Below are 22,297 nucleotides of genomic sequence, written 5' to 3'. Positions count from 1 at the left end.
TTTTAATTGTTATTGTAAATTTTCTCTTTTGCTTCTTGAAACTCGTTCAAGTAAGCAACCTTTTCGGCACCTTTATTAAAATTCTCTGCTAACAGGGCAAATGCCTTTTTTGTTTGATTGTAGGCCAAAAGCGCCTTTTCTTGTTCCGCTTGCTTCTGTTGACGGTAATCATTGCCAAAATAAATTCCAAAAGCTAAAACTGCTACAGCTGCAACGGAAGCCCACTTGTAAAAATTTCTTCTAGGTTTTAGTGGGACCTGCTTTGTAAAACGTTCCTCCTTTGCAATGGCAAAATATTGAAACATAGGAGCGTACCGCTCTAAATGTGTTGGAATATCCTGTTTTGAAAAATATTCCTTTAGTTTTTCTTCCTCTGCCAACGTAGTGCTAGCTTCAAAATACTTCTCTATTAATTTTTCCACTTTATCCGATTCCATAACTATGTTTTTGCATTAATTTTTCTCTTACTGTTTTTCTGGCTCTTGAGAGCGCCACTCTTATGGCCGTTGGTTTCATTCCCAGTAATTCCTCAATTTCATCGTAATCATACTGTTCTACATCTCTTAATTGAAGTACCATTTTTTGTTGTTCCGGTAATTCTTCCATAATTTTTTCGACCCAACTTATACTATCTCTAGCCTCTACTTGTTTCTGTAGGGAAGTCGCTCCTTCATCCCCGTAATTACTATGAACCAATTTCAAATTACCTGCTTGTTTCGATTTCAATCGGTCCAGACAAAAATTCTTGGTCATGGTCATGGCAAACGCTTCCACATTGTTATATGATTCCATTGCCTTTTTCTTAGACCAAAGTTTTAGCAAAATCTCCTGTGTAGCATCCTCAGCTTCTTCACTAGATACTAAAAGTCGTTTTGCCAGTCGGTATAGCTTATCCTTAAAGGGCATTACCACGTTTAAAAATTCAGCTTGTTTCATTTCTGGTTTAGTTGTTCAAAAACCTTATTAACGGTTTATATAAGGAAGACGATATTCAACGAATTTTGTTACAATAAATTTTTTATTCACTTCCATGTAAGTAAATTTAACATCCATTTGCAAGCATTAATACGTAACTATAAAAAAATTGCTTAAAGTCTACAATTTCAAGTATTAGAATTATAATGGTACAATAATTGAAAGTGGATAGATTAAAAAAATTGCTATGAAGAAATATTTAGTGTTTTTATTGTTTATTGGAATTGTCGCCGAATCTTGTAATAAGAACGATGACGACCCTATTATTGAAGAAGTAGAAGAAGAAGTTGTTGAGGAAGAAGTAATCGAAGAAGAGGTTGATATCCAGATACAAAATTTTATGTGGCAGACCTTAAACAATTATTATTTTTGGCAGGCAGATGTTCCTGTTTTGGCGGATGACCGTTTTTCCACTCAAACGGAGTACGAAACTTATTTGGCTTCGCATCCAGACCCAGAAAATTTTCTATTGGACGAACTCTTATTTTCAGAAGATCGGTTTACCTTTTATAGTGATGATTATACCGAATTAACCAATTTATTATCTGGAATTTCAAAAAGTAATGGCCTTGAATTTGGGCTATCTAGAATTGGCAGTTCAGATGATGTATTTGGGTTTGTAGAATATGTTATTAAGGATTCTGACGCTTCCACGAAAGATATTAAGAGAGGAGATTATTTTATAGGGGTTAACGGTACCGATCTAACGGTAAACAATTATATAGATTTACTTTTTGGGGATAATGATACCTATATCCTTAATATGGCCACTATCGAAAATAATACGATAAGTCCCAATGGAAAAGAGGTTTCCCTTACAAAGGAAGAAGGTTTGGAAGAAGACCCTATTCTTGCCAGTACGGTATTGAATGTGAGTGACAAAAGAATTGGGTACCTTATGTACAATTCTTTTACGCCAGGATCGGGCGAAGCACTGAATCAAGTTTTTGGAGATTTTAAAAGCGAGAATATTACCGACTTGGTTTTAGACCTCCGGTATAATTCCGGTGGACGAGGAACAACGGCCCAAATATTGGCTAGCCTTATTTATGGTACAAATACTAGCGATTTACTGTATAGGACAAGGTACAATGACAAAGTGCAGGCTTTGTTCGAACCTGGGGAATTGGATAATAATTTTGTAGAAACCACGGGCACCTTCAATGGAAATTCAAACGCCGCTTTGAACACTTTAAACCTTACCAATGTATATGTTCTAGCTACTGGCGCCTCGGCATCCGCAAGTGAATTGGTAATGGTAGGCTTGGAACCTTACATGAATGTTGTTCATATTGGAACAACAACAGTTGGTAAAAACCAAGGATCTATAACCTTCGTGGATGATCCAGAAAATGGAAATTTTTATGATCCGGAAAGAGAGGACCAAATAAACCCAGAAAATCAATGGGCATTACAACCTATCGTAAGCCGGGTAGAAAATAGTGCCGGTTTTTCAAATTATGCTGAGGGTTTAATACCTGATATTGAATTGGAAGAGGATGTTACCAATCTTGGTACCTTGGGCGACCCCAATGAACCTTTATTGGCAAGAGCCATACAGGAAATAACAGGTACTGGTGCGAAAAGAAGTTTTGAAGTTCTAATGCCGGTCAACCTGATTTCCAGTTCAAAACTCTACGATGACCGAAACAGCGCCCTAATATTGGATAATGTATCGGAGTCTTTAAAAAATGCCTTTAAGAAGGTAAAATAAATTTAGATATATCCAGTTCTACCTACTATGAAAAGGTTCTTAACCCTAATTTTTGTCATTAGTTTACTTTCCTGTTCCAAGGATGAGGAACTAAGCATTCCAAAAACTATAGATCCAATTCCTTCTGCGGACGTGCCTGTTCAAAACTTTATGTGGAAGGCGATGAACTTCTGGTACTTTTGGCAGGCCGATGTTCCGGATTTGGCTGATGACCGGTTTCAAGATGCAGAAAACTATACCGAGTTTTTAGAATCGGAAGAAGAACCCGGCGTTTTTTTTGACAATAAACTCCTTTATATCGAGGACCGTTTTAGCTTCTATAATTCCGATTACCGGGAACTAACAAATTCCCTAGCAGGAATATCGAGAAGTAATGGCCTTGAATTTGGCTTGGTCAGAAAAGCGGATAGTGAAGAGATTTTTGGATATGTCCGCTATATTGTACCCAATTCGGATGCATCCACAAAGGAAATTGAGAGAGGAGACTTGTTCACAGGTGTGGACGGTGTCACCTTGAACATAAACAATTACATCGATTTATTGTTTGGAGAAAACGATACTTATGTTTTGAATATGGCCGACTTTGCCAATGGTAATATTATACAAAATGATAGGGAGGTATCTTTGACCAAGGAAGCGGCATTGGCAGAAAATCCAGTTTTTATTTCCAAATCATTTGAAATCAACGGAATTACCATTGGTTATTTAATGTACAACCAGTTTACGAATGAGTATGATACCGACCTATATGAAGCTATACAGGGTCTTAAAAACCTTGGTATTACAGAGTTAATCGTAGATTTAAGGTATAATCCCGGTGGATCGGTCAATACTACGCGTGTATTGGCAAGTATGATATACGATACGAATGATGATAATATCTTTTTGAGAAAAAGGTATAATGACAAGATTCAGGATCAATTAACGGAAACTCAATTAGTGGTTAACTTTACAGATCGTGTAGGAAGTAATACCATAGACCCGTTAGGTCTAAGTAAGCTTTATGTATTGACAACGGCAAGTTCCGCTTCGGCAAGTGAGTTACTCATTAATAGTTTAGAACCCTATATCGATGTAATACAAATAGGGGATGTAACCAGAGGTAAAAACGAATTCTCCACTACTCTTGTAGATGATCGTGAGAACTCATACTTGTATACACCTACAAGGGTAAACAAAATAAACTCCGACAATCAATGGGCCATTCAACCCCTGCTAGGAAGAAATGAAAATGCAGATGGTTTTTTTGATTATACGGATGGTCTGGTACCTGATATTGCCTTAAAAGAAGATTTTGGTAATCTAGGTATTTTGGGTGACCAGAATGAACCTTTATTGGCGCGTGCCATTCAAGAGATAACAGGTGCTACAGGTAAAAGGAGTTTTACTGTTGAAAATCCTATCGAGATAATGACCAGTTCTAAAATGTTTAGTCCTTTCAAGGACAAAATGATTGATGACACTGTATATGATCATGTTATAACTTTGGATTAAATATATGGGAATAGAAAAAAGGGCGGTCTGAATGACCGCCCTTTTTTATTTCTAAATTTTTAAACGCATCCCGATTCTGAAATTTCTTCCTTTTGTAGTATAATTTAGTATCTCAACATAATCCTCGTTCAATACATTATCAATAGATAAAAAGAAACTAAACTGCTTACTTACCTCCTGTTTGTAATATAAATCAATTAGTCCAAAGGATTCTAGCTCAACGTCGGAGAGTGTGGCAAAATCCGTATCCGAACGTTCAGAAACATTTTGATACCCTGCTGAAAAATACGCTTTACTATTAATAATATAGGATATACGTGCGTTCAGTTTGCTTCTGGGAATTCGTAAGGCCAATTCATTTTTGGAGTCGGTAAGCGTATAGTTCGCGGTAACTTCAAAATTCCTCATCGGTTTTGCCCATAATTCAACCTCGACACCGAATAGGTTAATATCTTCCGAGATGTTTCTATATTGGCTTACAAAAGTATCCGGGTCAACAACAATATAATCTATTCTTCCCTCCTCAGCTCTATTGAAATAAACAGCACTAAACCTTAATCTATCTGAATATTGAAATTCTAACCCTCCCTCAATAGTAGTGTCCTCTTCAGGATTCAATTCTGGATTTGCCCCAAAGGGGCCGTAAAGTTGTGACAGGTTGGGAGCTATATAGGATGTTGCATACGAACCAAAAAATTTTAGATACCCCTTATTTATTTTAAATCTATAGGAGGGGTTGACGTTGTAAATCCAATTACTCCCATAAGCACTGTGGTTGTTCCATCTCGCCCCAGTATTAATATTAAGGCCAAAATCACTTACATAAACTAGGTTAGCGTATGGGTCGGTATTTTTTACTTTTTCTACATCGGCAAATACGGTTTTACCTTGTACTATATTCAGACCTACAATGGTATAAATATTATCATTAAACGTGTATTTGTTGAAAACGTCCAGTATAATGGATTTGGAAACATAAAAATTGGGAAAGTCGGACACAAAATTTCTTGTAATCCGATTCAAGGCGGTATTTAATCGTATTTCTCCTTTTTTGTATTGGTAGGTATTCGTTAATGCAAATCTTGACTGTTCACCGTTAAAGCTAAAATCGGCGTCCACTACCGGAAATCCATTATCATAATCGGAATTCAATTTGTTATAGAACGCCGAGCCCTCCATTTTAAAACTATTTGAAAATTCGTACCCCACCTTTATATTTCCATCTATCCTTGAAAATACATCTTCTTCTTCCCCTATTGCGGCCGAAAGTCCATCCGTAAATTGATGGCCTACAGAGGTTAAAAAGGAAAGCCCTTTTTTTCTACCCGTAACGGTTACATTGTTTGAAATATCCGAAATATTATGGTTCTGATTGTTCTGTGTTTGATTGGTTCCCCAATTGGAAATTACTTCCAAATTTAAACCGTCCTTTATGGCTTTTTTAGTTGTGATATTAATCACGGCCGTTGCCGCCGAATTTCCATACAATGTGCTCGATGCTCCCTTAATAATTTCGATAGTCTCAACTTGAGCAAGGCTTAATAAACGTAAATCATACTCCGCGTTAACATTTGAAGGGTCCGAAACCTGAATACCATCGATAATAACCAAGACTTGACGGTTATTACCTCCTCGAGCAAAAACCGATAAATTTTGACCAGGATAACTTCTACTTCCACTAACTTCCAGGCCACTTTTAGTGTTGATAATTTCGGCAACCGTTCTCCCTTGATTTCTTTCCAATTCCTTGGCCGAAATTTTAATGACCGTCTTTCCCGAATTTTCTCGTTTTAAAGAAAAACGGGAATCACTTACAACCACTTCATCTAATTCTTGAAGTTTAATGGAGTCCTGTTGTGTGCCTTGAGCAATCGAATTAGTGCATAGCAAAGCCATGGCACTAAAACCTACCAAATTTTTGTACATGTTTTTTAATCTCTTGTTCGAGCGAATAGTATGTCTGTCCCCATACGTAAACCTTTATCCCGAAAGTTTAACTATAGTTTGTTTGAATTTGGCAGGTCTCCTGACTTGCATCTTATCGAGCACCTTCCCGGTATACACCAGTGGTTTTGAAGTTTACGATAAGTACCGAAAAATCGGCTGAGCTTACAGTTGCGGGAACAGTTCCGGATTCTCACCGGATTCCCTTTTAATCAATACGACCTAAAACGAGTTGTATTGAACCAAGATTCGGGGCGAAAATAGAATTTTTTTTTATCAATCTTATTTTTTCTTGGTCATTTTAAGGGCCAACCAAACAATACCGATGACAAAATGAAGCAACACGATGCCTCCAACAATATAGATTATAGTGTTTGAATGGCCGTGCATAAAAATTGATTTTTATCAAAGCTATAAACTCTTATTTAAATAGAATGTGACTTTTGTTACCTTGCGACAAATATTGATTTTTAAAATTAGGCTGCTTTTGAAGTTCTTAAAATCTATTTTCCTCGTATCGCTTCTCCTATCTTTTTTTGGTTGTAAAACCGATATGAAACCACCCGGAACGGTTCCATCCGTAAGTAAAGTTTCTGTTAAATATGCGAAAGGGTTTACCATTGAGAAAACTGGATCGGATATAACGATAATTAAAATTACTTCTCCATGGCCCAATGCTGAATCGGCATTTACGTATGCTCTAATACCCAAAAAGAAATTAGCTACGATTACTTTGGATAAAAATGCCTACGATGCCGTTATAGCAACGCCCATTGAAAACCTTGTTGTTACCTCCACAACACATATACCAGCTTTGGAGGCTTTGGGAGTGCTGGATAAGCTCATTGGATTCCCAGAAACAAAATATATCTCTTCCAAGGCCAGCAGAAAATTAATTGAGGAGAATAAAATAATGGAACTGGGTAGTAATGAAACGCTAAATACCGAAATGGTTATTGCCTTAAGACCGGAATTGGTCGTCGGCTTTAGTATTAGTGCCCAAAATAAGGCATACAATAGCATCCAACGCGCCAACATTCCTGTAGCCTATAATGGGGATTGGACTGAAGAAAGCCCTTTGGGAAAAGCAGAATGGATCAAGTTCTTTGCCCCATTTTTTAATAAAGAATGTTTAGCAGATGATATTTTTTCCAAAATTGAAACTCAATACATAAAGGCAAAGGAAATTGCGCAAACTGCAAAAAACTCTCCTACCGTTATGAGTGGCGCCATGTTTAAGGATGTATGGTATCTTCCGGGGGGTGAAAGTTGGGCTGCACAATTTATTTTAGATGCCAATGGAGACTATTTGTGGAAGGAAACCGAAGAAACAGGTAGCCTATCCCTTAGTTGGGAAAACGTTTTATTAAAAGGAAAAAACGCCGAGTTCTGGATAGCTCCCGCTCAATATATAAGCTATAAAGATTTGGGACAAGCCAGTGAATATTACAAAGAGTTCAGTGCGTTTAATAACCGGAAAGTCTATACTTTTTCAAAAACTAAAGGAGAAACCGGAGGATTACTATACTATGAATTGGCTCCACAACGACCAGATTTAGTATTGCAAGACCTCATTCATATTTTCCATCCAGAACTATTGCCGAATTATGAACCCATCTTTTTTAAGCCCTTGGAATAATTGAAACTTAACAAAACATACGTTATTCGCTTTGGACTACTATGGGTTGTGCTGTTTTTCTGTATAGTACTTAGTATTAGTCTGGGTTCTGTTTCCATTTCATTTTTAGATACGCTGAAGGTGATTTTTGGTCTTGAAATCCACAATGAATCCCTAACGTATATTATTTGGAACTATAGAATACCAAAGGCACTTACAGCTATTATGGCAGGTTCAGGTTTGGCTTTAAGTGGACTATTAATGCAAACCTTGTTCCGGAATCCTTTGGCAGGTCCTTTTGTATTGGGAATCAGTTCGGGAGCAAGTTTAGGTGTTGCGCTACTTATAATGGGTCTTTCCTTATTTTCGGGGATAATATCCATCAGTATTATTAATGATATCTCTTTGGCAATTGTGGCAAGTATTGGGAGTTTTCTAGTGCTGTTTCTCGTGATTGGAGTTGCAACCAAAATTAAGGACACCATGGCATTATTGATTATTGGGCTAATGATCGGCAGTATTACGGCAGCTGTTGTCAGTGTTCTATCCTACTTTTCAAATGCAGAAAAATTACAACAGTATGTTTTTTGGACTTATGGAAGTCTTGGAGATTTATCCGGGGTTCAACTGGCTATTCTCGGGATTGCGATATGCATAGGAATTGGGATAAGCATTTTTTCTATTAAATCGCTCAATGGATATCTTTTGGGAGAAAATTATGCCCAAAGTCTAGGTATAAACCTAAAAAAATCAAGATTTCTCATTATTATCGCAACCGGAATTCTTGCCGGCAGTATTACGGCATTTACAGGCCCTATTGCGTTTATTGGCCTAGCGGTACCTCATTTGACCCGACAGATATTTAATACGACCGACCATAAAGTTTTAGTACCAGCTGTCTTGTTATACGGAAGTATTATCTTGTTAATATGTGATGTTATTGCGCAATTACCTGGACAAGCTTCAGTATTACCAATAAACGCAATAACCAGTATTATTGGGGCTCCGGTAGTCATTTGGTTATTGTTGAGAAAAAGAAAGATGGTTTTTTAAACTTTTTGATATCGAAAATTCAAAATCCGAACATATCACGCTTCAAGTAAATAATCTATCCATTGGGTATAGCGGTTTAATGGTATGTAACAATATTTCCTTTGGGATAAGACCGGGTGAGTGTGCGGCAATCATTGGAATTAATGGAATTGGTAAATCGACCTTATTAAAAACAATCGGCAAACTACAACCTTCTATGGGAGGAGAAATTAGGGTTGAAGGTGAGTTGCTTGGAGATTTAAGTGCCAATAAATTGGCAAAACGGATAAGTTTGGTGCTAACCGAACCCATTGCCTCTAAAAATTTGACCGTTAGAGAACTTATTGCCCTCGGGCGGCAACCTTATACCAATTGGATGGGCACTCTCACTACCAAGGATATTAAAAAAGTCTCTGAGACTATTGAAACATTAGCATTGGGGAACCTAAAGGATAAAAAATGCTATGCTCTAAGTGACGGACAACTACAGCGGGTTATGATTGCCCGTGCCCTTGCTCAGGATACAGAGATTATTTTGTTGGACGAGCCCACCACCCACTTGGACCTTTTCCATAAAGTACAGATCCTTAAGCTTTTAAAATCCATAGCGCATCAAACCAAAAAAGCGATATTATTTACGAGTCATGAGATAGAATTGGCGATACAATTATGTGATAAAATATTAATTCTTGAAGGGAAAAATAATCCTTTTGACGAACCTTGTAAACTTATTGAAAACAAGGCATTTGAGAGTTTGTTCCCGGCTGATACCGTACAATTTGATGCTTTATCTGGAACTTTCCGTATTCAGAAGTAACCTGTATCTTTACTTGAGTAATTTGAAAAATGAACGAGACACTACTTTACATCATAATAACGGTACTCTGTTTGGGTATTGGTTTTTTTCTAGGGAACTATATCCAGAGCCTAAAAACAAAGTCTAGCCAGAGCACGCTTGAGGAAGAAAATAGACAGTTGGTACTTTTAAGGACCCAATTGGAAAACAGGAATTTAACCCTAGAAAACGAAAGGGAGGAACTTCGTTCAGAAAAAGAGCAATTGGGTAACCAAATTGTACGATATCAGGCGGATTTGGAGAACCTACAATCCAAAAATTCAGAACAAAAGGAAGAGGTGGAAAAACTACAAGAAAAATTCACCAAGGAATTTGAAAATTTGGCCAATAAAATATTAGAAGAGAAAAGCCTGAAGTTTACCGAAAGGAATGAAAAGAACATTAAAAATATATTAACTCCATTAAACGAAAAGATTCAACTTTTCGAAAAGAAGGTTGAGGAAAGTCAAAAGGAGAACATTAGTATACATTCTGCCTTAAAGGAACAATTGCTCAATCTACAGACGCAGAATTTAAAAATTACCCAAGAGGCCGAGAATTTAACGAAAGCATTGAAAGGAGATAGTAAAATGCAAGGAAATTGGGGGGAATTGGTTCTGGAGCGTGTATTGGAGAAATCCGGACTCGAAAAAGATCGCGAGTACTCTGTTCAGCAGAGTTTTACCCGTGAAGATGGGTCCCGTGTTCTTCCCGATGTAATCATAAACCTACCTGATGGGAAAAAGATGATTGTGGATTCCAAGGTTTCCCTTACCGATTATGAACGCTACATCAATGCCGAGGATGAATTTCAAGAAAAATTTTTAAAGGATCATATAAATTCCCTTAGACGGCATGTAGACCAATTATCCGCCAAAAAATACGAGGACCTTTATGAAATGGAAAGTCCAGATTTCGTTTTGATGTTTGTGCCTATTGAGCCCGCTTTTGCCATTGCCATAAATAACGATAACAACTTGTATAACAAGGCTTTTGAACAAAATATCGTAATCGTTACTCCATCTACTTTATTAGCCACTTTACGGACTATAGACAGCATGTGGAACAACGAAAAACAACAAAGAAACGCCATAGAAATTGCAAAACAAGCTGGGGCCCTATATGATAAATTTGAGGGTTTTGTGTCCGATCTGACCAAAGTGGGAAAAAAAATGGATGATGCCAAATCTGAATACAAAGGCGCCATGAATAAACTCTTCGAAGGGCGTGGTAATATTATTACAAGTATCGAAAAATTAAAGAAAATGGGCGCCAAGGCCAAAAAATCGCTTCCAGAACCTATTCTTAAGAGAGCAAAAGAAGATGATTTTGAAGAGGAGGAAGAACCTAAACTTAAATTATAATTTAAAATGAAACGAATATTATTTCTATTTCTGGGAGGTTGCTTGGTTCTGTTTGCCTTGGTTTATGCTTTTATCTACTTTGTGCCCTACAGTGAGGGTGTTAGGTCGGGAGAGCTGATTAAAATTAGTAATAAGGGGGTTCTGATTAAGACATGGGAAGGCGAAATTAGCCAAGGAATTTCAGGAGCCCAGATTTTTGCGTTTTCGGTATTGGATAAGGACGAGGATGTTATCCAAAAACTTAAAGATTATCAAGGACAATATGTCAAAGTGAATTATACAGAACGTTTTGCCACCTTTTTCTGGTTAGGGGACACCAAATATTTCATAACACAGGTAAAACAGGAACAATCCCCACATTTTAGAAAATAATGTTAGAATATAAAAGCGTAAAAGACTCGCAGGTCTCCATTACAGAGCTTATGCTCCCCTCCCACTCCAACTTTGGAGGTAAAGTACATGGTGGCCATATTTTAAACTTAATGGACCAAATTGCATTTGCCTGTGCTTCCAAACATTCTCAGCGCTATTGTGTAACCGCTTCTGTAAATCGGGTGGATTTTCTGAATCCTATCGATGTAGGGGAGTTAGTCACACTTAGGGCATCCATTAATTATACGGGTAAAACTTCAATGGTGGTCGGTGTTCGTGTAGATTCCGAAAATATTACAACAGGAGAAAAAAGACATTGTAATTCCTCCTATTTTACCATGGTGGCCAAAGATGAACAAGGCAAGAGTGTTCCTGTACCCGGATTATTGGTAACCGATAAACAAGGAATAAGAAGATTTGCCCGAAGCAAATACAGAAAACTTGAAGCACGGGAGCGAGATACAAAATTTGAATCCTATACCTTTAATGCCGAGCAGTACCTTAAAGAGCTAAAAAGTGAAAACTGTAAGGTTGAGCTAAAATTTTAAGATATTTCAGAAGCTGCTGCCTGGTCTAAAAACCATACCAATTTTTTTGAATTGGGGTATACCAACGATGCTGGATACTTTATATAACCATCCTCCTTTTGGGTAATTATCCTTACTTTTTCTGATTTGCCTTCTCCCGTAACCAGAAATGCTACTTCTTGTGCGTTGTTAATCACTTTTCCTGTTATCGTAATTCTCCGCTGACCAGAATTCGGATGAATGGCAACTTCACATACCTTTTCAGAATCCCAAAGGTGAATTTCATATGGGAATATGGAAGCTGTATGTCCGTCATCCCCCATACCTAGAATTACCAAATCGAATTGTGGAATTTCATTGGAAGTAGGAAGTTGTTTTTCCAATACTCCACTGTAACGCACAGCTTCATCTTTCGGTTCGTTTTCTCCCAATACCCGATGAATATTGGCTTCTGGGATGTCGATTTTGGACAACAAATGTTCTAGGGTCATTTTATAATTACTTTCGTCATCCGTGGGACTTACACAGCGCTCATCGCCCCAATATAAGTGAATTTTATTCCAATCGATTTCCTTACCATAGGTATCTGCCAATACATCAAAAACAATCTTGGGAGTACTCCCACCTGATAATGCGATATGTATCTCTTCCCTTTCTCCTACGAAGTCTATAAAGTATTTGGAGAATTCCATGGCCACTTCTTTTTTATTCTTGTATATTTTTATGTCCATTTCTAATAATTACTGTAAAAATTAAAATTTAGCAGAGCACACAGTAGTTTTCATCATCGGTCAAATTTTCGCCGGGATTGCGCCAAAAACCATTCCCTTCAATTAAATCATCTGAATTTTCTGGACCCCAAGTCCCTGACGGGTAACCGTACATCCGAACATCTATTCCACTTTTCCAATAATCTAATATGGGGTCAACAAACTCCCACGCCGCCTCTACCTCATCCGCTCGTGCATACAACGTCGCATCGCCCTGCATGGCATCTAGCAACAATCTCTCATAGGCCTCCATTACATGAGTTTCTGCCAAACTGGAATAGTAAAAGTCTAGATTGGCACGTTCTACCTTAAATCCCTGTCCGGGAACTTTTACTCCAAATTTAATGAGTATTCCTTCATCCGGTTGAATCCTGATAATTAACTTATTATCCTTGTTATGTATTCCGGAATCCTTAAAGATTTGATGGTGCGGAGTTTTAAAATGAATAACCACTTCTGTAACCTTGGTGGGCATACGTTTGGCAGTTCTAACATAAAATGGGACATCTTTCCACCTCCAGTTATCTACAAAGAACTTTATCGCCGCATAGGTTTCCGTGGTAGATTCTGGGTCAACACCTTCTTCTTCACGGTACCCTTTAACTTCCTTTCCATCAATTTTAGACTTCATGTATTGTGCTCTAATAGTATGGTCATGTAATGTCTTTTCATCCTGCATCAAACGCAACGATTTTAAGGCTTTCACCTTTTCATTTCTTATTTCTTCGGCACCGTCACCAATGGGGGGTTCCATTACAATGAGCGAAACGATTTGAAGTAAATGATTCTGAAACATATCCCTTAAAGCTCCGGACTTATCATAGTATCCACCACGCTTCTCCACCCCTACGCTTTCTGCATTTGTGATTTCAATATGATCAATATAATTTCTGTTCCATAGCGGTTCAAAAATGCTATTGGCAAAACGGGTTACCAAGAGATTCTGTACCGTTTCCTTACCCAAATAATGATCAATTCTATAAATTTGGGATTCATTGAAGTGCTTCTGTAACCCCTCGTTCAAGGCCTTTGCGGTGTCCAGACTATATCCGAAGGGCTTTTCCACAATTAGCCTTTTCCATCCATTTTTTTGAGTATTTAATCCTGCATCAGCTAAATTTTTTGCAATGGTTTCATATAATCCGGGTGGAGTGGATAAATAATACATGATATTACCTTCCGTACCCTTTTCATCATTTAAGTCGCTCACACGTTTGTGTAAGGGTGTATAATCCACATCATAATCCTTGCCTAAATCTTGGTAGAAGAAAATATTAGCAAACTTTTCTATTTCCTCCTTTTTTTTACCTTTTAGCTTGTCCTTCAAATATTTGCTATCTAAAACAACTCGATTTCGAAAATCATCATCCGTTAAATCGCTTCTACTCGCCCCTAGTACCACAAAATTTTTAGGTAATTGCCCGTCTTCATGTAGATTGTACAACGCCGGGACTAATTTTCTGGCAGTTAAGTCTCCCGATGCACCGAAAATAACCAGCATTTGATTTTCTGTATTCTTCATATGGATGTTTCGTATTTGAAACCCTAAAAGTATCGAAAAGTGGGGCCATTACCAATGAGTTTACCATAACTTAGGAAGTATTCTGAATATTTTAATTTATTTTTGAAGCTTACCGATATTTTAATAAGAAAACAGCATTTGTATGGAGAATAAATACGACTTTGGATTAGTTGGACTAGGCGTTATGGGGCGAAATTTTATATTGAACGTAGCCGATAATGGCTTTACGGCCTTCGGTAATGATTTGGATGAGGAGAAGGTAAATGCCCTGATTGAAGAAGGAGGAGATACTGCCAAAGTAAATGCTACTACGGATAATAAAGTCTTTTTGGAAGCCTTATCCAAACCAAGGAAAATCATGCTGTTGGTACCAGCGGGAAAGGTAGTTGATATCGTCATAGAAAACCTTTTACCTCATTTGGATGAAGGAGACTTGATTATCGATGGCGGAAACTCATTTTATACGGATACGGACCGAAGGGAAGCCTACCTCTCTAAAAAGGGAATCAACTTTTTTGGTGCGGGTGTTTCCGGGGGAGCTAAAGGAGCTCGAAGAGGACCAAGTATTATGCCCGGGGGCAATAAAGAAGCATACCAACATGTAAAACCCATATTTGAAGCGGTTTCCGCGAAGTATAACGGAGAACCTTGTGTAACTTATTTAGGCCCGAAATCAGCCGGGAACTATGTAAAAATGGTCCACAATGGGATTGAATACGGATTGATGCAATTGACCTCCGAGATTTATGATGTGCTTAAAAAAGGAGGTGACTTTAACAATGACGAATTACACGCCACGTATAGCAAATGGAACAAGGGCCGGTTACAATCCTTTTTGGTTGAGATTACCTCGGAAATCTTTGAAGAGGAAGACAGTTTGGGAGAAGGTCGTTTAGTGGACAAAATATTGGACAAGGCCAAGCAAAAAGGAACTGGTAAATGGACCAGCCAAAATGCTATGGATTTGGGAATTCCCGTTCCCTCCATCGATGTCGCCGTAAGTATGCGTGAAATATCTGCACTAAAAGAGGAACGAATTGAAGCGGACAAACTCTATGACCGGCCTTCAGTAGAACACATGGAGAAAGGAACTCTAGAAAAGATAACAGAAGAGGCCTTATATTTCTCTTTTATTATAACCTACGCGCAAGGTTTGCATCAATTGGCCGATGCCTCAAAAGAGTATGGATACGAATTGGATATTGCAGAGATCGCAAAAATTTGGCGTGCGGGATGTATCATTAGGGCAGGATTACTGGCGGATATTACCGAAGCCTTTAAAGCTAACGCCTCCCTACCAAATCTTTTATTGTCCCCAACTTTTGTAAAAAAAGTACAAAGTACCGTGGATTCGGCCCGGGAATTGGTAGCATTTGGTGCAAAGAACGGAATCCCTTTACCTGGACTTTCTAATTCCCTTACTTATTTTGATGCCTATACCTCAAGCAGGTTGCCGTTAAATCTAATTCAGGCCCAGCGTGACTACTTTGGTTCGCATACCTATGAAAGGTTGGATCGGGAGGGCATTTTCCATACAGAGTGGGAAAAGGAATAGTATTTTAGTCCAAAAATATGCCCTACAGGATTTATGTTGTAGAACTCCATAAAAGGGTTTATTCTGAAAACAGAAAGTTCCGTGAGGCAAACCCACAGTTCAATGGTGTGCTAGAATGTCTTTATGTAGGTATGACCAGTAAAACCCCCAAGGAGCGTTTTGAACAGCACAAAAAAGGTTCATTAAGCAAAAAAGGAGTTGATATTTCTTCCCGCATCGTAAAAAAATATGGGTTATATCTTAGGGGTAGCTTATATAATCATATTAAACCCATATACACACAAGAAGAAGCGTTGAAAATGGAACGGGTTTTGGCTCTGGAATTGAGACGAAAGAAATACGCAGTATGGTTTAATTAAAACTGGAAAACAAAAAAAGCACCCAATCTGGGTGCTTTTTAGGTATTGAAATAATTTACTATTTACTCAAGTACATTTTTCGTCTTGCATAAAGATTATAGAACTCATCGTCTTTCAGGCTATCGATAAACAAAATACTTTCTCCAGTACTCTTCATTTCGGGGCCTAGGTTCTTGTTGACATTTGGGAATTTGTTAAAAGAAAAAACCGGCTGTTTAATAGCATAGCCATCTAAGTGCGGTTTAAAGTCAAAATCCTTGATTTTCTTTTCTCCCAACATCACCTTGGTCGCATAGTTTACATAAGGTTCTTTATACGCCTTCGCAATGAAAGGAACGGTCCTGGACGCTCTTGGGTTTGCCTCGATAATGTATACAATATCGTCCTTAATGGCAAATTGTATGTTTATGAGACCTACCGTATTTAGGGCCAATGCAATCTTTTTGGTATGATCTTTTATTTGTTGCATTACAAATTCACCCAAGTTAAAAGGAGGTAAAGTAGCATTTGAATCTCCGGAGTGGATTCCGCAAGGTTCAATATGCTCCATGATACCAATGATATACACATCCTTACCATCACAAATGGCATCGGCCTCTGCTTCTATGGCGCCATCTAAATAATGGTCTAACAAGAGTTTGTTGTTTGGGATTTTACGCAGTAAGTCAACTACATGCTCTTCCAGCTCTTCCTTATTGATGACAATCTTCATGCCCTGTCCACCCAATACGTAGGATGGTCTCACCAATAAAGGGAAATCCAATTCATCGGCCAAGGCCAAGGCCTCGTCCGCTGTTTCCGCAACCCCGAACCTTGGGTAAGGAATATCATTGGCTTTTAAAAGATCGGAAAAACTTCCTCTGTCTTCAGCCAAATCCAAGGATTCGAAACTGGTCCCTAATATTTTTATTCCATATTTGGAAAGTTTTTCAGCCAATTTCAATGCGGTTTGACCCCCTAACTGAACGATTACACCTTCCGGATTTTCATGACGAATAATATCATAAATATGCTCCCAAAAAACCGGTTCAAAGTATAGCTTATCCGCGGTATCAAAATCGGTCGATACAGTTTCAGGATTACAGTTGATCATAATGGTTTCATAATCACATTCTGCTGCTGCTAAAACCCCATGAACACAACAATAATCGAACTCTATCCCCTGACCGATGCGGTTTGGTCCTGAGCCCAATACCACAATTTTCTTCCTATCCGTAACTACACTATCATTTTCAACGTAACGGGTTCCGTCCGGTTTTTCAATTTCAGCCTCAAATGTGGAATAATAATAAGGTGTCATCGCCTTAAATTCAGCTGCACAGGTATCTACAAGTTTGTATACCCGATTAACATTTAGCTCTGTACGCTTATTGTACACCTCACTTTCATAACAATCCAACATATGTGCTATTTGTCGGTCAGCAAAACCTTTCTGCTTTGCTTCCAACAAGAGTTCCTTGGATAAAGTGGCGATTGTATATTTTGAAATTTCTTTTTCCAACTGATATAGTTCCTCATACTGCTTTAGGAACCACATATCTATTTTGGTAATCTCGTGGATTCTACTCAGCGGAATTCCCATTTGAATAGCATCGTAAATTACGAATACCCTATCCCAGCTAGGTATGGTGAGTTTGCTAATTATCTGATCGTAGTCCTTATACCCTTTACCATCTGCTCCTAAACCATTTCGCTTGATTTCAAGGGACTGTGTTGCCTTATGCAGGGCTTCCTGAAAAGAACGTCCAATACCCATTACTTCACCAACGGACTTCATCTGAAGACCCAAAGTACGATCAGAACCTTCAAACTTATCAAAGTTCCATCTAGGAATTTTAACGATTACATAGTCTAAAGTAGGTTCGAATAAGGCTGAAGTAGATTTTGTTATTTGATTCTCCAATTCGTCCAAGCTATATCCAATGGCCAATTTGGTAGCAACTTTTGCAATAGGATATCCTGTTGCTTTAGAAGCTAAAGCGGAAGATCTAGAAACCCTTGGATTGATTTCGATGGCAATAATGTCTTCCTTTTCATCGGGACTCACCGCAAACTGAACATTACAACCTCCTTCAAAATCCCCGATACTGCGCATCATATGAATGGCCATATCCCTCATTTTCTGGAAGGTTCTGTCCGAGAGGGTCATGGCTGGCGCTACAGTGATAGAATCCCCAGTGTGAATTCCCATAGGGTCCATGTTTTCAATGGTACAGATGATAACAACGTTATCGTTCTTATCCCGCAATAGCTCCAATTCATATTCCTTCCAGCCCATTAAGGCCTTGTCTATCATTACCTCGTGAATAGGTGAGATCTCGAGTCCATGACTTAATAAGGCGTCAAAATCCTCTGGTTTATGCACGATGGACGCACCAGCGCCACCCAAAGTATATGATGCTCTAATTACTAAAGGAAAACCAAATTCTTGCGCAATCTCTTTACCCTTAAGAAAAGAGGTAGCAGTTGCCTGTGGGGCCATACCAACCCCAATTTTTAACATCAGCTCCCTAAACTGTTCCCTATCCTCTGTAATGTTAATGGCGTCGATATCAACGCCAATAAGTTCCACGCCAAAGTCTTCCCAGATTCCTTTTTTATCGGCCTCTATACATAGGTTCAGTGCCGTTTGTCCACCCATTGTTGGCAATACAGCATCAATTTGTGGATGTTCCTTTAAGATTTCTATAATCGATTTTGTAGTCAATGGTTTCAAATACACATGATCCGCCATGGAAGGGTCGGTCATAATTGTAGCGGGGTTACTATTAATTAAAATAGTCTCTATCCCATCTTCCCTCAAGGAACGTAGGGACTGACTTCCCGCGTAATCGAACTCACATGCCTGACCAATAATGATAGGGCCAGAACCAATAATTAAAATAGAATTTAAATCTTTTCTTTTAGGCATTTCAAAAATCGTTTCTCGTTATCTCAAATTTCAAAATTAGGTCAAAAAAAAGGTGCTGAACTTAAAGAAGCAGCACCTTTTTTTAAAAGTTATCTACAAGTCATTATTTTTTATGACGTGGTTCAGCGGAAACAGTTAGCTTTTTTCTTCCCTTAGCTCTTCTTCTGGCAAGAACCTTTCTTCCATTAACGGAAGCCATACGTTCACGGAAACCGTGTTTGTTTTTTCTCTTTCTCTTGGATGGTTGAAATGTTCTCTTACTCATCGTCTATATTTTTAATCTGAATGTATCTCCTTTAACGACCTATCTAACGACAGATAGGTAAAACCGGGTGCAAATATACAAAGAGTTTTTTCTTTGACAAGTAGTAAAGAAAAAAATATTTTAATAATTACATACTTTCGAAAAGCTATGTTTTCCCTAATTTTGCGCGAACCTATTTCTGTTGTGTTTAATCTTTCTAAGCAAGAATTTGCAACGCACCAAACAACACTATTCTAATCAAATTAATACTATGTTCAATAAAAATATAAAGTTAGTCATTGCAGGTCTTATCATTGCGTACGCCGTTTATCAATTTATCGAAGGTAATATTGGCAATGGTATAGCTCTTATTCTTCTCTCCTTAATTTTCATTTTTCTTTATTTCAGAAATGAAATTATTTTGTTGGCCTTCTTAAGAATGAGAAAACAGGATTTGGCAGGAACCGAAAAATGGCTATCCAAAATAAAAAATCCTGAAAGTGCCTTAATCACAAAACAACAGGGGTACTACAATTACTTACACGGAATTATACACTCCCAAACCAATCTTACCAAGGCGGAGAAATTCTTTAGAAGAGCACTCAAATTAGGTTTGACTATGGATTATGATATTGCCATGGCAAAATTGAGTCTAGCAGGCATCTCGATGCAAAAACGTAGAAAAAGAGAAGCTACCATGCTCCTGAAAGAGGCCAAAAAGCTCGACAAAAACAATATGTTGACCGAGCAAATTAGAATGATGCAGCAGCAAATGAAAAAAATCTAAACCAGATTTTTCTTATTTGGTTTCTTTATAATATCCCTTGTTCGGAATCTCTATTGCATATTTCTTGCGGGAACTATTATTAAGGTGAGGCTCCCTCAACCACGGATTGTGTCGCTTCAGAATCTTATAATTTATTTCATACTCCTGAGCAAAATCGGCAAAACTTAAAACAGGCTCATCAATTTCAACGGTAAAGGTTGGCACCGCAGTGTAATAATCCTCTTGGTCTATATGGAAACCATACTTCTCCGGATTTGACAATATTTCTTTTATGGCCATAATCCTGAATACGTATCTTCCCGTTTCTGCACCCAGCAATAAATCCCAATAGTTATCTACTTGCTGTATACCCATGTATTTATTAATAGCTCCAGGCCCGGCATTATATGCCGCAGCGGTCAAGGACCAACTTCCATAACGCTCTTTCCACTTGTTCAAATATTTACAGGCAACTTCTGTGGATTTCTCTAAATGGTATCTTTCATCTACGTTAGAATTGACTTCGAGTCCATACTCCCTTCCTGTTTCCTTCATAATTTGCCAAAAACCTGTTGCACCTGCGGGTGAAACTACGTTAGTAAGACCACTTTCAGCAACCGCTAGATATTTAAAATCATCAGGAATACCATTCTTTGCCAGAATTGGTTCAATAACGGGAAAATACTTGTGCGCACGCTTCATTAAAAGTAATGCGTTTGATTGCCAATATGTATTTACCAAAAACTCCCGATCTATACGCTCCATAATTTCCGGGTCTTCCTGTGGAACTATTTCCCCGGCAAAATTTAAATCTCCTGGAATATCTATTGATGAAATGCGATATTCCGCGGCTACGTTCTTTTCTATGGTATCCTTGACTATGTCATTCGATTGATTATCGTTACCACTGACCAAGGCTGTACTTTTGGTAGCAAATACCAATGTCCCAACTATAAAGAGGACACCACAAAACATGAGAACGTTTTTTAGGATTTTCATCTGTTTATTTTTTATTTTTAAAGTTAAATTAAAACTCGATTAGTGCGAGGATACATTTCACCCAATTCTTTTCATTGTAAACCTGAAAGTGCCGAACTAGTTTCAAAGCAACACCAGATATGTGCAATCAAAGGTATTAATAGAACTAAGTTAATCCAAAATAATTGTGGGTAGGTGTTCATTAAACCATTTAGCTCTGTGAATTATCATGGTATGTGTTCCATTTTTTACCGTAATACAATTTTTAATATTGATTATTGGAAAAACCGCATCTTTTTCGCCATGGATATGAACCAAATTTTCAGGGTATTGGTCTTGGCTCCAATTAACCATTTGATGAATACACCAATCAATATATTGTTTGTCCCTTATGGAAAGGTATTTCTCATATAGTTCCAATCTTTTTACAACAGTTTCGCCAAAAGCATATTTTGCCAAAAGCTCTACATTATTAATCAGTCCCGTTGGCAGTAATTTATGGACTTGGGTATATCTTGCAAATAGCATACGCTTGGGCAATTCGCTCTTAAGCTTTACACTTGAGACCACGATTATTTTTTTGACGGCAATCAATTTTCCAATTTCCTGGACCAATATCCCTCCAAGGGAAACACCTAGTAAAACCGGATTCCGATGGGTAATATTTTTAATTATTTCTTTAGCATATTCTTCTAAGGACTGTCCCTTCTTTGGAATAATCCAATCCAAAAAATGCATTCGAAATTTATCTTCGGGTAGTTTTATAAATTCGAAAATAGAATGGCTCGCTGCCATTCCGGGCATAAAATAAACATGTGTAATCTGTTCCTGCATGAAATGCAAATGTTATAAAAGCTAGGAATTTAGGTAAATTTTTGTTAGTTTTGAACAATGCTTGTTAATAAATTCTTTTATACAAATAAGCACTCTTGAATAAATTACGATTGGAGAACATCGTAATTTTTTTGTCTAAACCTAACACTAAAATCAACTATATGAATGATGTTATCATCAAGGACAATGCTTTCTTGCGCCAATTTGAAACAACTATTGATGGCCAACTCGCTAAAATCGAGTATTCCTCTCAAGAAAGAAAAGTCTTTTTGACCAAGCTAGTGGTTCCTGATACAGTTACCCAAGACGGTTTTAAGGAAAGTTTTATTAAATCCGTTCTCCACCATATTCAAGAACAAAATCTTAGGGTGGTTCCTACAAGTCCTCAAATAGCAGGGTTTTTAAGAAAGAACAGACAGTACAAAGAAATGTTGCCGGTAGGCATACGTATTTAACAAATAAAAGCTCCTTTTTAGGAGCTTT

Annotated in this window: 21 protein-coding genes and 1 riboswitch; of the genes, 12 read left to right on the top strand and 9 right to left on the bottom strand. The window is 37.9% G+C overall.

Features of this window, described 5'->3' with window-relative positions; translation table 11 throughout:
- Positions 1-2 precede the first annotated feature (2 nt).
- Together PP182_RS12465 and PP182_RS12460 are read right to left on the bottom strand one after the other, a co-directional pair.
- Positions 3-437, bottom strand: coding sequence for a hypothetical protein (locus PP182_RS12465; RefSeq protein ID WP_272651587.1), 435 nt, complete (start codon positions 435-437; stop codon positions 3-5).
- The gene (locus PP182_RS12460) at positions 424-936 is read right to left on the bottom strand and encodes an RNA polymerase sigma factor (protein ID WP_272651586.1); all 513 of its coding nucleotides are present in this window, start codon (positions 934-936) and stop codon (positions 424-426) included. Before PP182_RS12460 ends, PP182_RS12465 begins: the two co-directional genes overlap by 14 nt.
- Before the next feature lie 226 nt (positions 937-1,162).
- On the opposite strand from PP182_RS12460, the gene PP182_RS12455 reads away from it, so the two are divergent.
- Both PP182_RS12455 and PP182_RS12450 read left to right on the top strand, forming a co-directional pair.
- Positions 1,163-2,689, top strand: a complete 1,527-nt coding sequence (locus tag PP182_RS12455; RefSeq protein WP_272651585.1) for a S41 family peptidase — start codon at positions 1,163-1,165, stop codon at positions 2,687-2,689.
- Between the two features lie 27 nt (positions 2,690-2,716).
- Positions 2,717-4,183, top strand: a complete 1,467-nt coding sequence (locus PP182_RS12450) for a S41 family peptidase (protein ID WP_272651584.1) — start codon at positions 2,717-2,719, stop codon at positions 4,181-4,183.
- A gap of 51 nt (positions 4,184-4,234) precedes the next feature.
- On the opposite strand, the gene PP182_RS12445 is transcribed toward PP182_RS12450, so the two are convergent.
- Entirely contained in the window at positions 4,235-6,109 is a 1,875-nt protein-coding gene (locus PP182_RS12445; RefSeq protein ID WP_272651583.1) for a TonB-dependent receptor plug domain-containing protein, read from the bottom strand.
- Between the two features lie 73 nt (positions 6,110-6,182).
- A riboswitch (cobalamin riboswitch) is annotated at positions 6,183-6,389 on the bottom strand.
- Between the two features lie 291 nt (positions 6,390-6,680).
- Between PP182_RS12445 and PP182_RS12440 the strand changes: the two genes are divergently transcribed.
- From PP182_RS12440 to PP182_RS12415, 6 genes are all read left to right on the top strand, one after another.
- Positions 6,681-7,766 carry an ABC transporter substrate-binding protein gene (locus PP182_RS12440; RefSeq protein WP_272651582.1) on the top strand — a complete coding sequence of 362 codons (1,086 nt, stop codon included), beginning with the start codon at positions 6,681-6,683 and terminating at the stop codon, positions 7,764-7,766.
- The gene (locus tag PP182_RS12435; protein ID WP_272651581.1) at positions 7,767-8,798 is read left to right on the top strand and encodes a FecCD family ABC transporter permease; all 1,032 of its coding nucleotides are present in this window, start codon (positions 7,767-7,769) and stop codon (positions 8,796-8,798) included. It abuts the gene before it with no gap.
- 79 nt (positions 8,799-8,877) lie between these two features.
- Positions 8,878-9,594 (top strand): ABC transporter ATP-binding protein, encoded by a 717-nt coding sequence (locus PP182_RS12430; RefSeq protein WP_272651580.1) that lies wholly within the window; start codon positions 8,878-8,880, stop codon positions 9,592-9,594.
- Between the two features lie 29 nt (positions 9,595-9,623).
- A complete protein-coding gene (rmuC, locus tag PP182_RS12425; protein ID WP_272651579.1) occupies positions 9,624-10,976 on the top strand; it encodes a DNA recombination protein RmuC in 1,353 nt (450 codons plus the stop codon).
- A 6-nt stretch (positions 10,977-10,982) separates the two neighbouring features.
- Complete coding sequence (locus PP182_RS12420) at positions 10,983-11,348, top strand: 6-phosphogluconate dehydrogenase (protein WP_272651578.1); 366 nt, start codon at positions 10,983-10,985, stop codon at positions 11,346-11,348.
- A complete protein-coding gene (locus PP182_RS12415) occupies positions 11,348-11,896 on the top strand; it encodes an acyl-CoA thioesterase (RefSeq protein WP_272651577.1) in 549 nt (182 codons plus the stop codon). Before PP182_RS12420 ends, PP182_RS12415 begins: the two co-directional genes overlap by 1 nt.
- Here the strand turns inward: PP182_RS12415 and pgl are convergent.
- Complete coding sequence (gene pgl, locus PP182_RS12410) at positions 11,893-12,606, bottom strand: 6-phosphogluconolactonase (protein ID WP_272651576.1); 714 nt, start codon at positions 12,604-12,606, stop codon at positions 11,893-11,895. The two genes, PP182_RS12415 and pgl, sit on opposite strands and share 4 nt — an antisense overlap.
- 28 nt (positions 12,607-12,634) lie before the next feature.
- A complete protein-coding gene (gene zwf, locus PP182_RS12405) occupies positions 12,635-14,167 on the bottom strand; it encodes a glucose-6-phosphate dehydrogenase (protein WP_272651575.1) in 1,533 nt (510 codons plus the stop codon).
- 142 nt (positions 14,168-14,309) lie between these two features.
- On the opposite strand from zwf, the gene gndA reads away from it, so the two are divergent.
- Positions 14,310-15,722, top strand: coding sequence for an NADP-dependent phosphogluconate dehydrogenase (gene gndA / locus PP182_RS12400; RefSeq protein ID WP_272651574.1), 1,413 nt, complete (start codon positions 14,310-14,312; stop codon positions 15,720-15,722).
- 17 nt (positions 15,723-15,739) lie between these two features.
- Positions 15,740-16,081 carry a ribose-5-phosphate isomerase gene (locus PP182_RS12395; RefSeq protein WP_272651573.1) on the top strand — a complete coding sequence of 114 codons (342 nt, stop codon included), beginning with the start codon at positions 15,740-15,742 and terminating at the stop codon, positions 16,079-16,081.
- A gap of 58 nt (positions 16,082-16,139) precedes the next feature.
- On the opposite strand, the gene carB is transcribed toward PP182_RS12395, so the two are convergent.
- Both carB and rpmH read right to left on the bottom strand, forming a co-directional pair.
- Complete coding sequence (carB, locus tag PP182_RS12390) at positions 16,140-18,992, bottom strand: carbamoyl-phosphate synthase large subunit (RefSeq protein ID WP_272651572.1); 2,853 nt, start codon at positions 18,990-18,992, stop codon at positions 16,140-16,142.
- 103 nt (positions 18,993-19,095) lie between these two features.
- Complete coding sequence (gene rpmH / locus PP182_RS12385) at positions 19,096-19,257, bottom strand: 50S ribosomal protein L34 (RefSeq protein ID WP_272651571.1); 162 nt, start codon at positions 19,255-19,257, stop codon at positions 19,096-19,098.
- A 250-nt stretch (positions 19,258-19,507) separates the two neighbouring features.
- On the opposite strand from rpmH, the gene PP182_RS12380 reads away from it, so the two are divergent.
- Positions 19,508-20,023: a DUF2892 domain-containing protein gene (locus PP182_RS12380; protein ID WP_272651570.1), complete on the top strand. Its 516-nt coding sequence runs from the start codon at positions 19,508-19,510 to the stop codon at positions 20,021-20,023.
- Positions 20,024-20,035: 12 nt separating this feature from the next.
- Here the strand turns inward: PP182_RS12380 and PP182_RS12375 are convergent, their stop codons facing one another.
- Both PP182_RS12375 and PP182_RS12370 read right to left on the bottom strand, forming a co-directional pair.
- A complete protein-coding gene (locus PP182_RS12375) occupies positions 20,036-21,001 on the bottom strand; it encodes a lytic transglycosylase domain-containing protein (RefSeq protein ID WP_272651569.1) in 966 nt (321 codons plus the stop codon).
- 150 nt (positions 21,002-21,151) lie between these two features.
- Entirely contained in the window at positions 21,152-21,814 is a 663-nt protein-coding gene (locus PP182_RS12370) for an alpha/beta hydrolase (protein WP_272651568.1), read from the bottom strand.
- Positions 21,815-21,975: 161 nt separating this feature from the next.
- On the opposite strand from PP182_RS12370, the gene PP182_RS12365 reads away from it, so the two are divergent.
- Positions 21,976-22,269, top strand: a complete 294-nt coding sequence (locus PP182_RS12365; RefSeq protein WP_272651567.1) for a GNAT family N-acetyltransferase — start codon at positions 21,976-21,978, stop codon at positions 22,267-22,269.
- Positions 22,270-22,297: the final 28 nt, after the last annotated feature.

The organism is Maribacter sp. PR1, from assembly GCF_028464145.1.
Lineage (GTDB): Bacteria > Bacteroidota > Bacteroidia > Flavobacteriales > Flavobacteriaceae > Maribacter.
The sequence above is the reverse complement of the archived record's forward strand: the minus strand, read 5'-3'. Positions and strand labels throughout refer to the sequence as shown.

Coding starts and splice junctions, on each gene's coding strand:
- PP182_RS12465 (WP_272651587.1), bottom strand. CDS start 437: ATGGAATCGGATAAAGTGGAAAAATTAATAGAGAAGTATTTTGAAGCT.
- PP182_RS12460 (WP_272651586.1), bottom strand. CDS start 936: ATGAAACAAGCTGAATTTTTAAACGTGGTAATGCCCTTTAAGGATAAG.
- PP182_RS12455 (WP_272651585.1), top strand. CDS start 1,163: ATGAAGAAATATTTAGTGTTTTTATTGTTTATTGGAATTGTCGCCGAA.
- PP182_RS12450 (WP_272651584.1), top strand. CDS start 2,717: ATGAAAAGGTTCTTAACCCTAATTTTTGTCATTAGTTTACTTTCCTGT.
- PP182_RS12445 (WP_272651583.1), bottom strand. CDS start 6,109: ATGTACAAAAATTTGGTAGGTTTTAGTGCCATGGCTTTGCTATGCACT.
- PP182_RS12440 (WP_272651582.1), top strand. CDS start 6,681: ATGAAACCACCCGGAACGGTTCCATCCGTAAGTAAAGTTTCTGTTAAA.
- PP182_RS12430 (WP_272651580.1), top strand. CDS start 8,878: ATGGTATGTAACAATATTTCCTTTGGGATAAGACCGGGTGAGTGTGCG.
- rmuC (WP_272651579.1), top strand. CDS start 9,624: ATGAACGAGACACTACTTTACATCATAATAACGGTACTCTGTTTGGGT.
- PP182_RS12420 (WP_272651578.1), top strand. CDS start 10,983: ATGAAACGAATATTATTTCTATTTCTGGGAGGTTGCTTGGTTCTGTTT.
- PP182_RS12415 (WP_272651577.1), top strand. CDS start 11,348: ATGTTAGAATATAAAAGCGTAAAAGACTCGCAGGTCTCCATTACAGAG.
- pgl (WP_272651576.1), bottom strand. CDS start 12,606: ATGGACATAAAAATATACAAGAATAAAAAAGAAGTGGCCATGGAATTC.
- zwf (WP_272651575.1), bottom strand. CDS start 14,167: ATGAAGAATACAGAAAATCAAATGCTGGTTATTTTCGGTGCATCGGGA.
- gndA (WP_272651574.1), top strand. CDS start 14,310: ATGGAGAATAAATACGACTTTGGATTAGTTGGACTAGGCGTTATGGGG.
- PP182_RS12395 (WP_272651573.1), top strand. CDS start 15,740: ATGCCCTACAGGATTTATGTTGTAGAACTCCATAAAAGGGTTTATTCT.
- carB (WP_272651572.1), bottom strand. CDS start 18,992: ATGCCTAAAAGAAAAGATTTAAATTCTATTTTAATTATTGGTTCTGGC.
- rpmH (WP_272651571.1), bottom strand. CDS start 19,257: ATGAGTAAGAGAACATTTCAACCATCCAAGAGAAAGAGAAAAAACAAA.
- PP182_RS12380 (WP_272651570.1), top strand. CDS start 19,508: ATGTTCAATAAAAATATAAAGTTAGTCATTGCAGGTCTTATCATTGCG.
- PP182_RS12375 (WP_272651569.1), bottom strand. CDS start 21,001: ATGAAAATCCTAAAAAACGTTCTCATGTTTTGTGGTGTCCTCTTTATA.
- PP182_RS12370 (WP_272651568.1), bottom strand. CDS start 21,814: ATGCAGGAACAGATTACACATGTTTATTTTATGCCCGGAATGGCAGCG.
- PP182_RS12365 (WP_272651567.1), top strand. CDS start 21,976: ATGAATGATGTTATCATCAAGGACAATGCTTTCTTGCGCCAATTTGAA.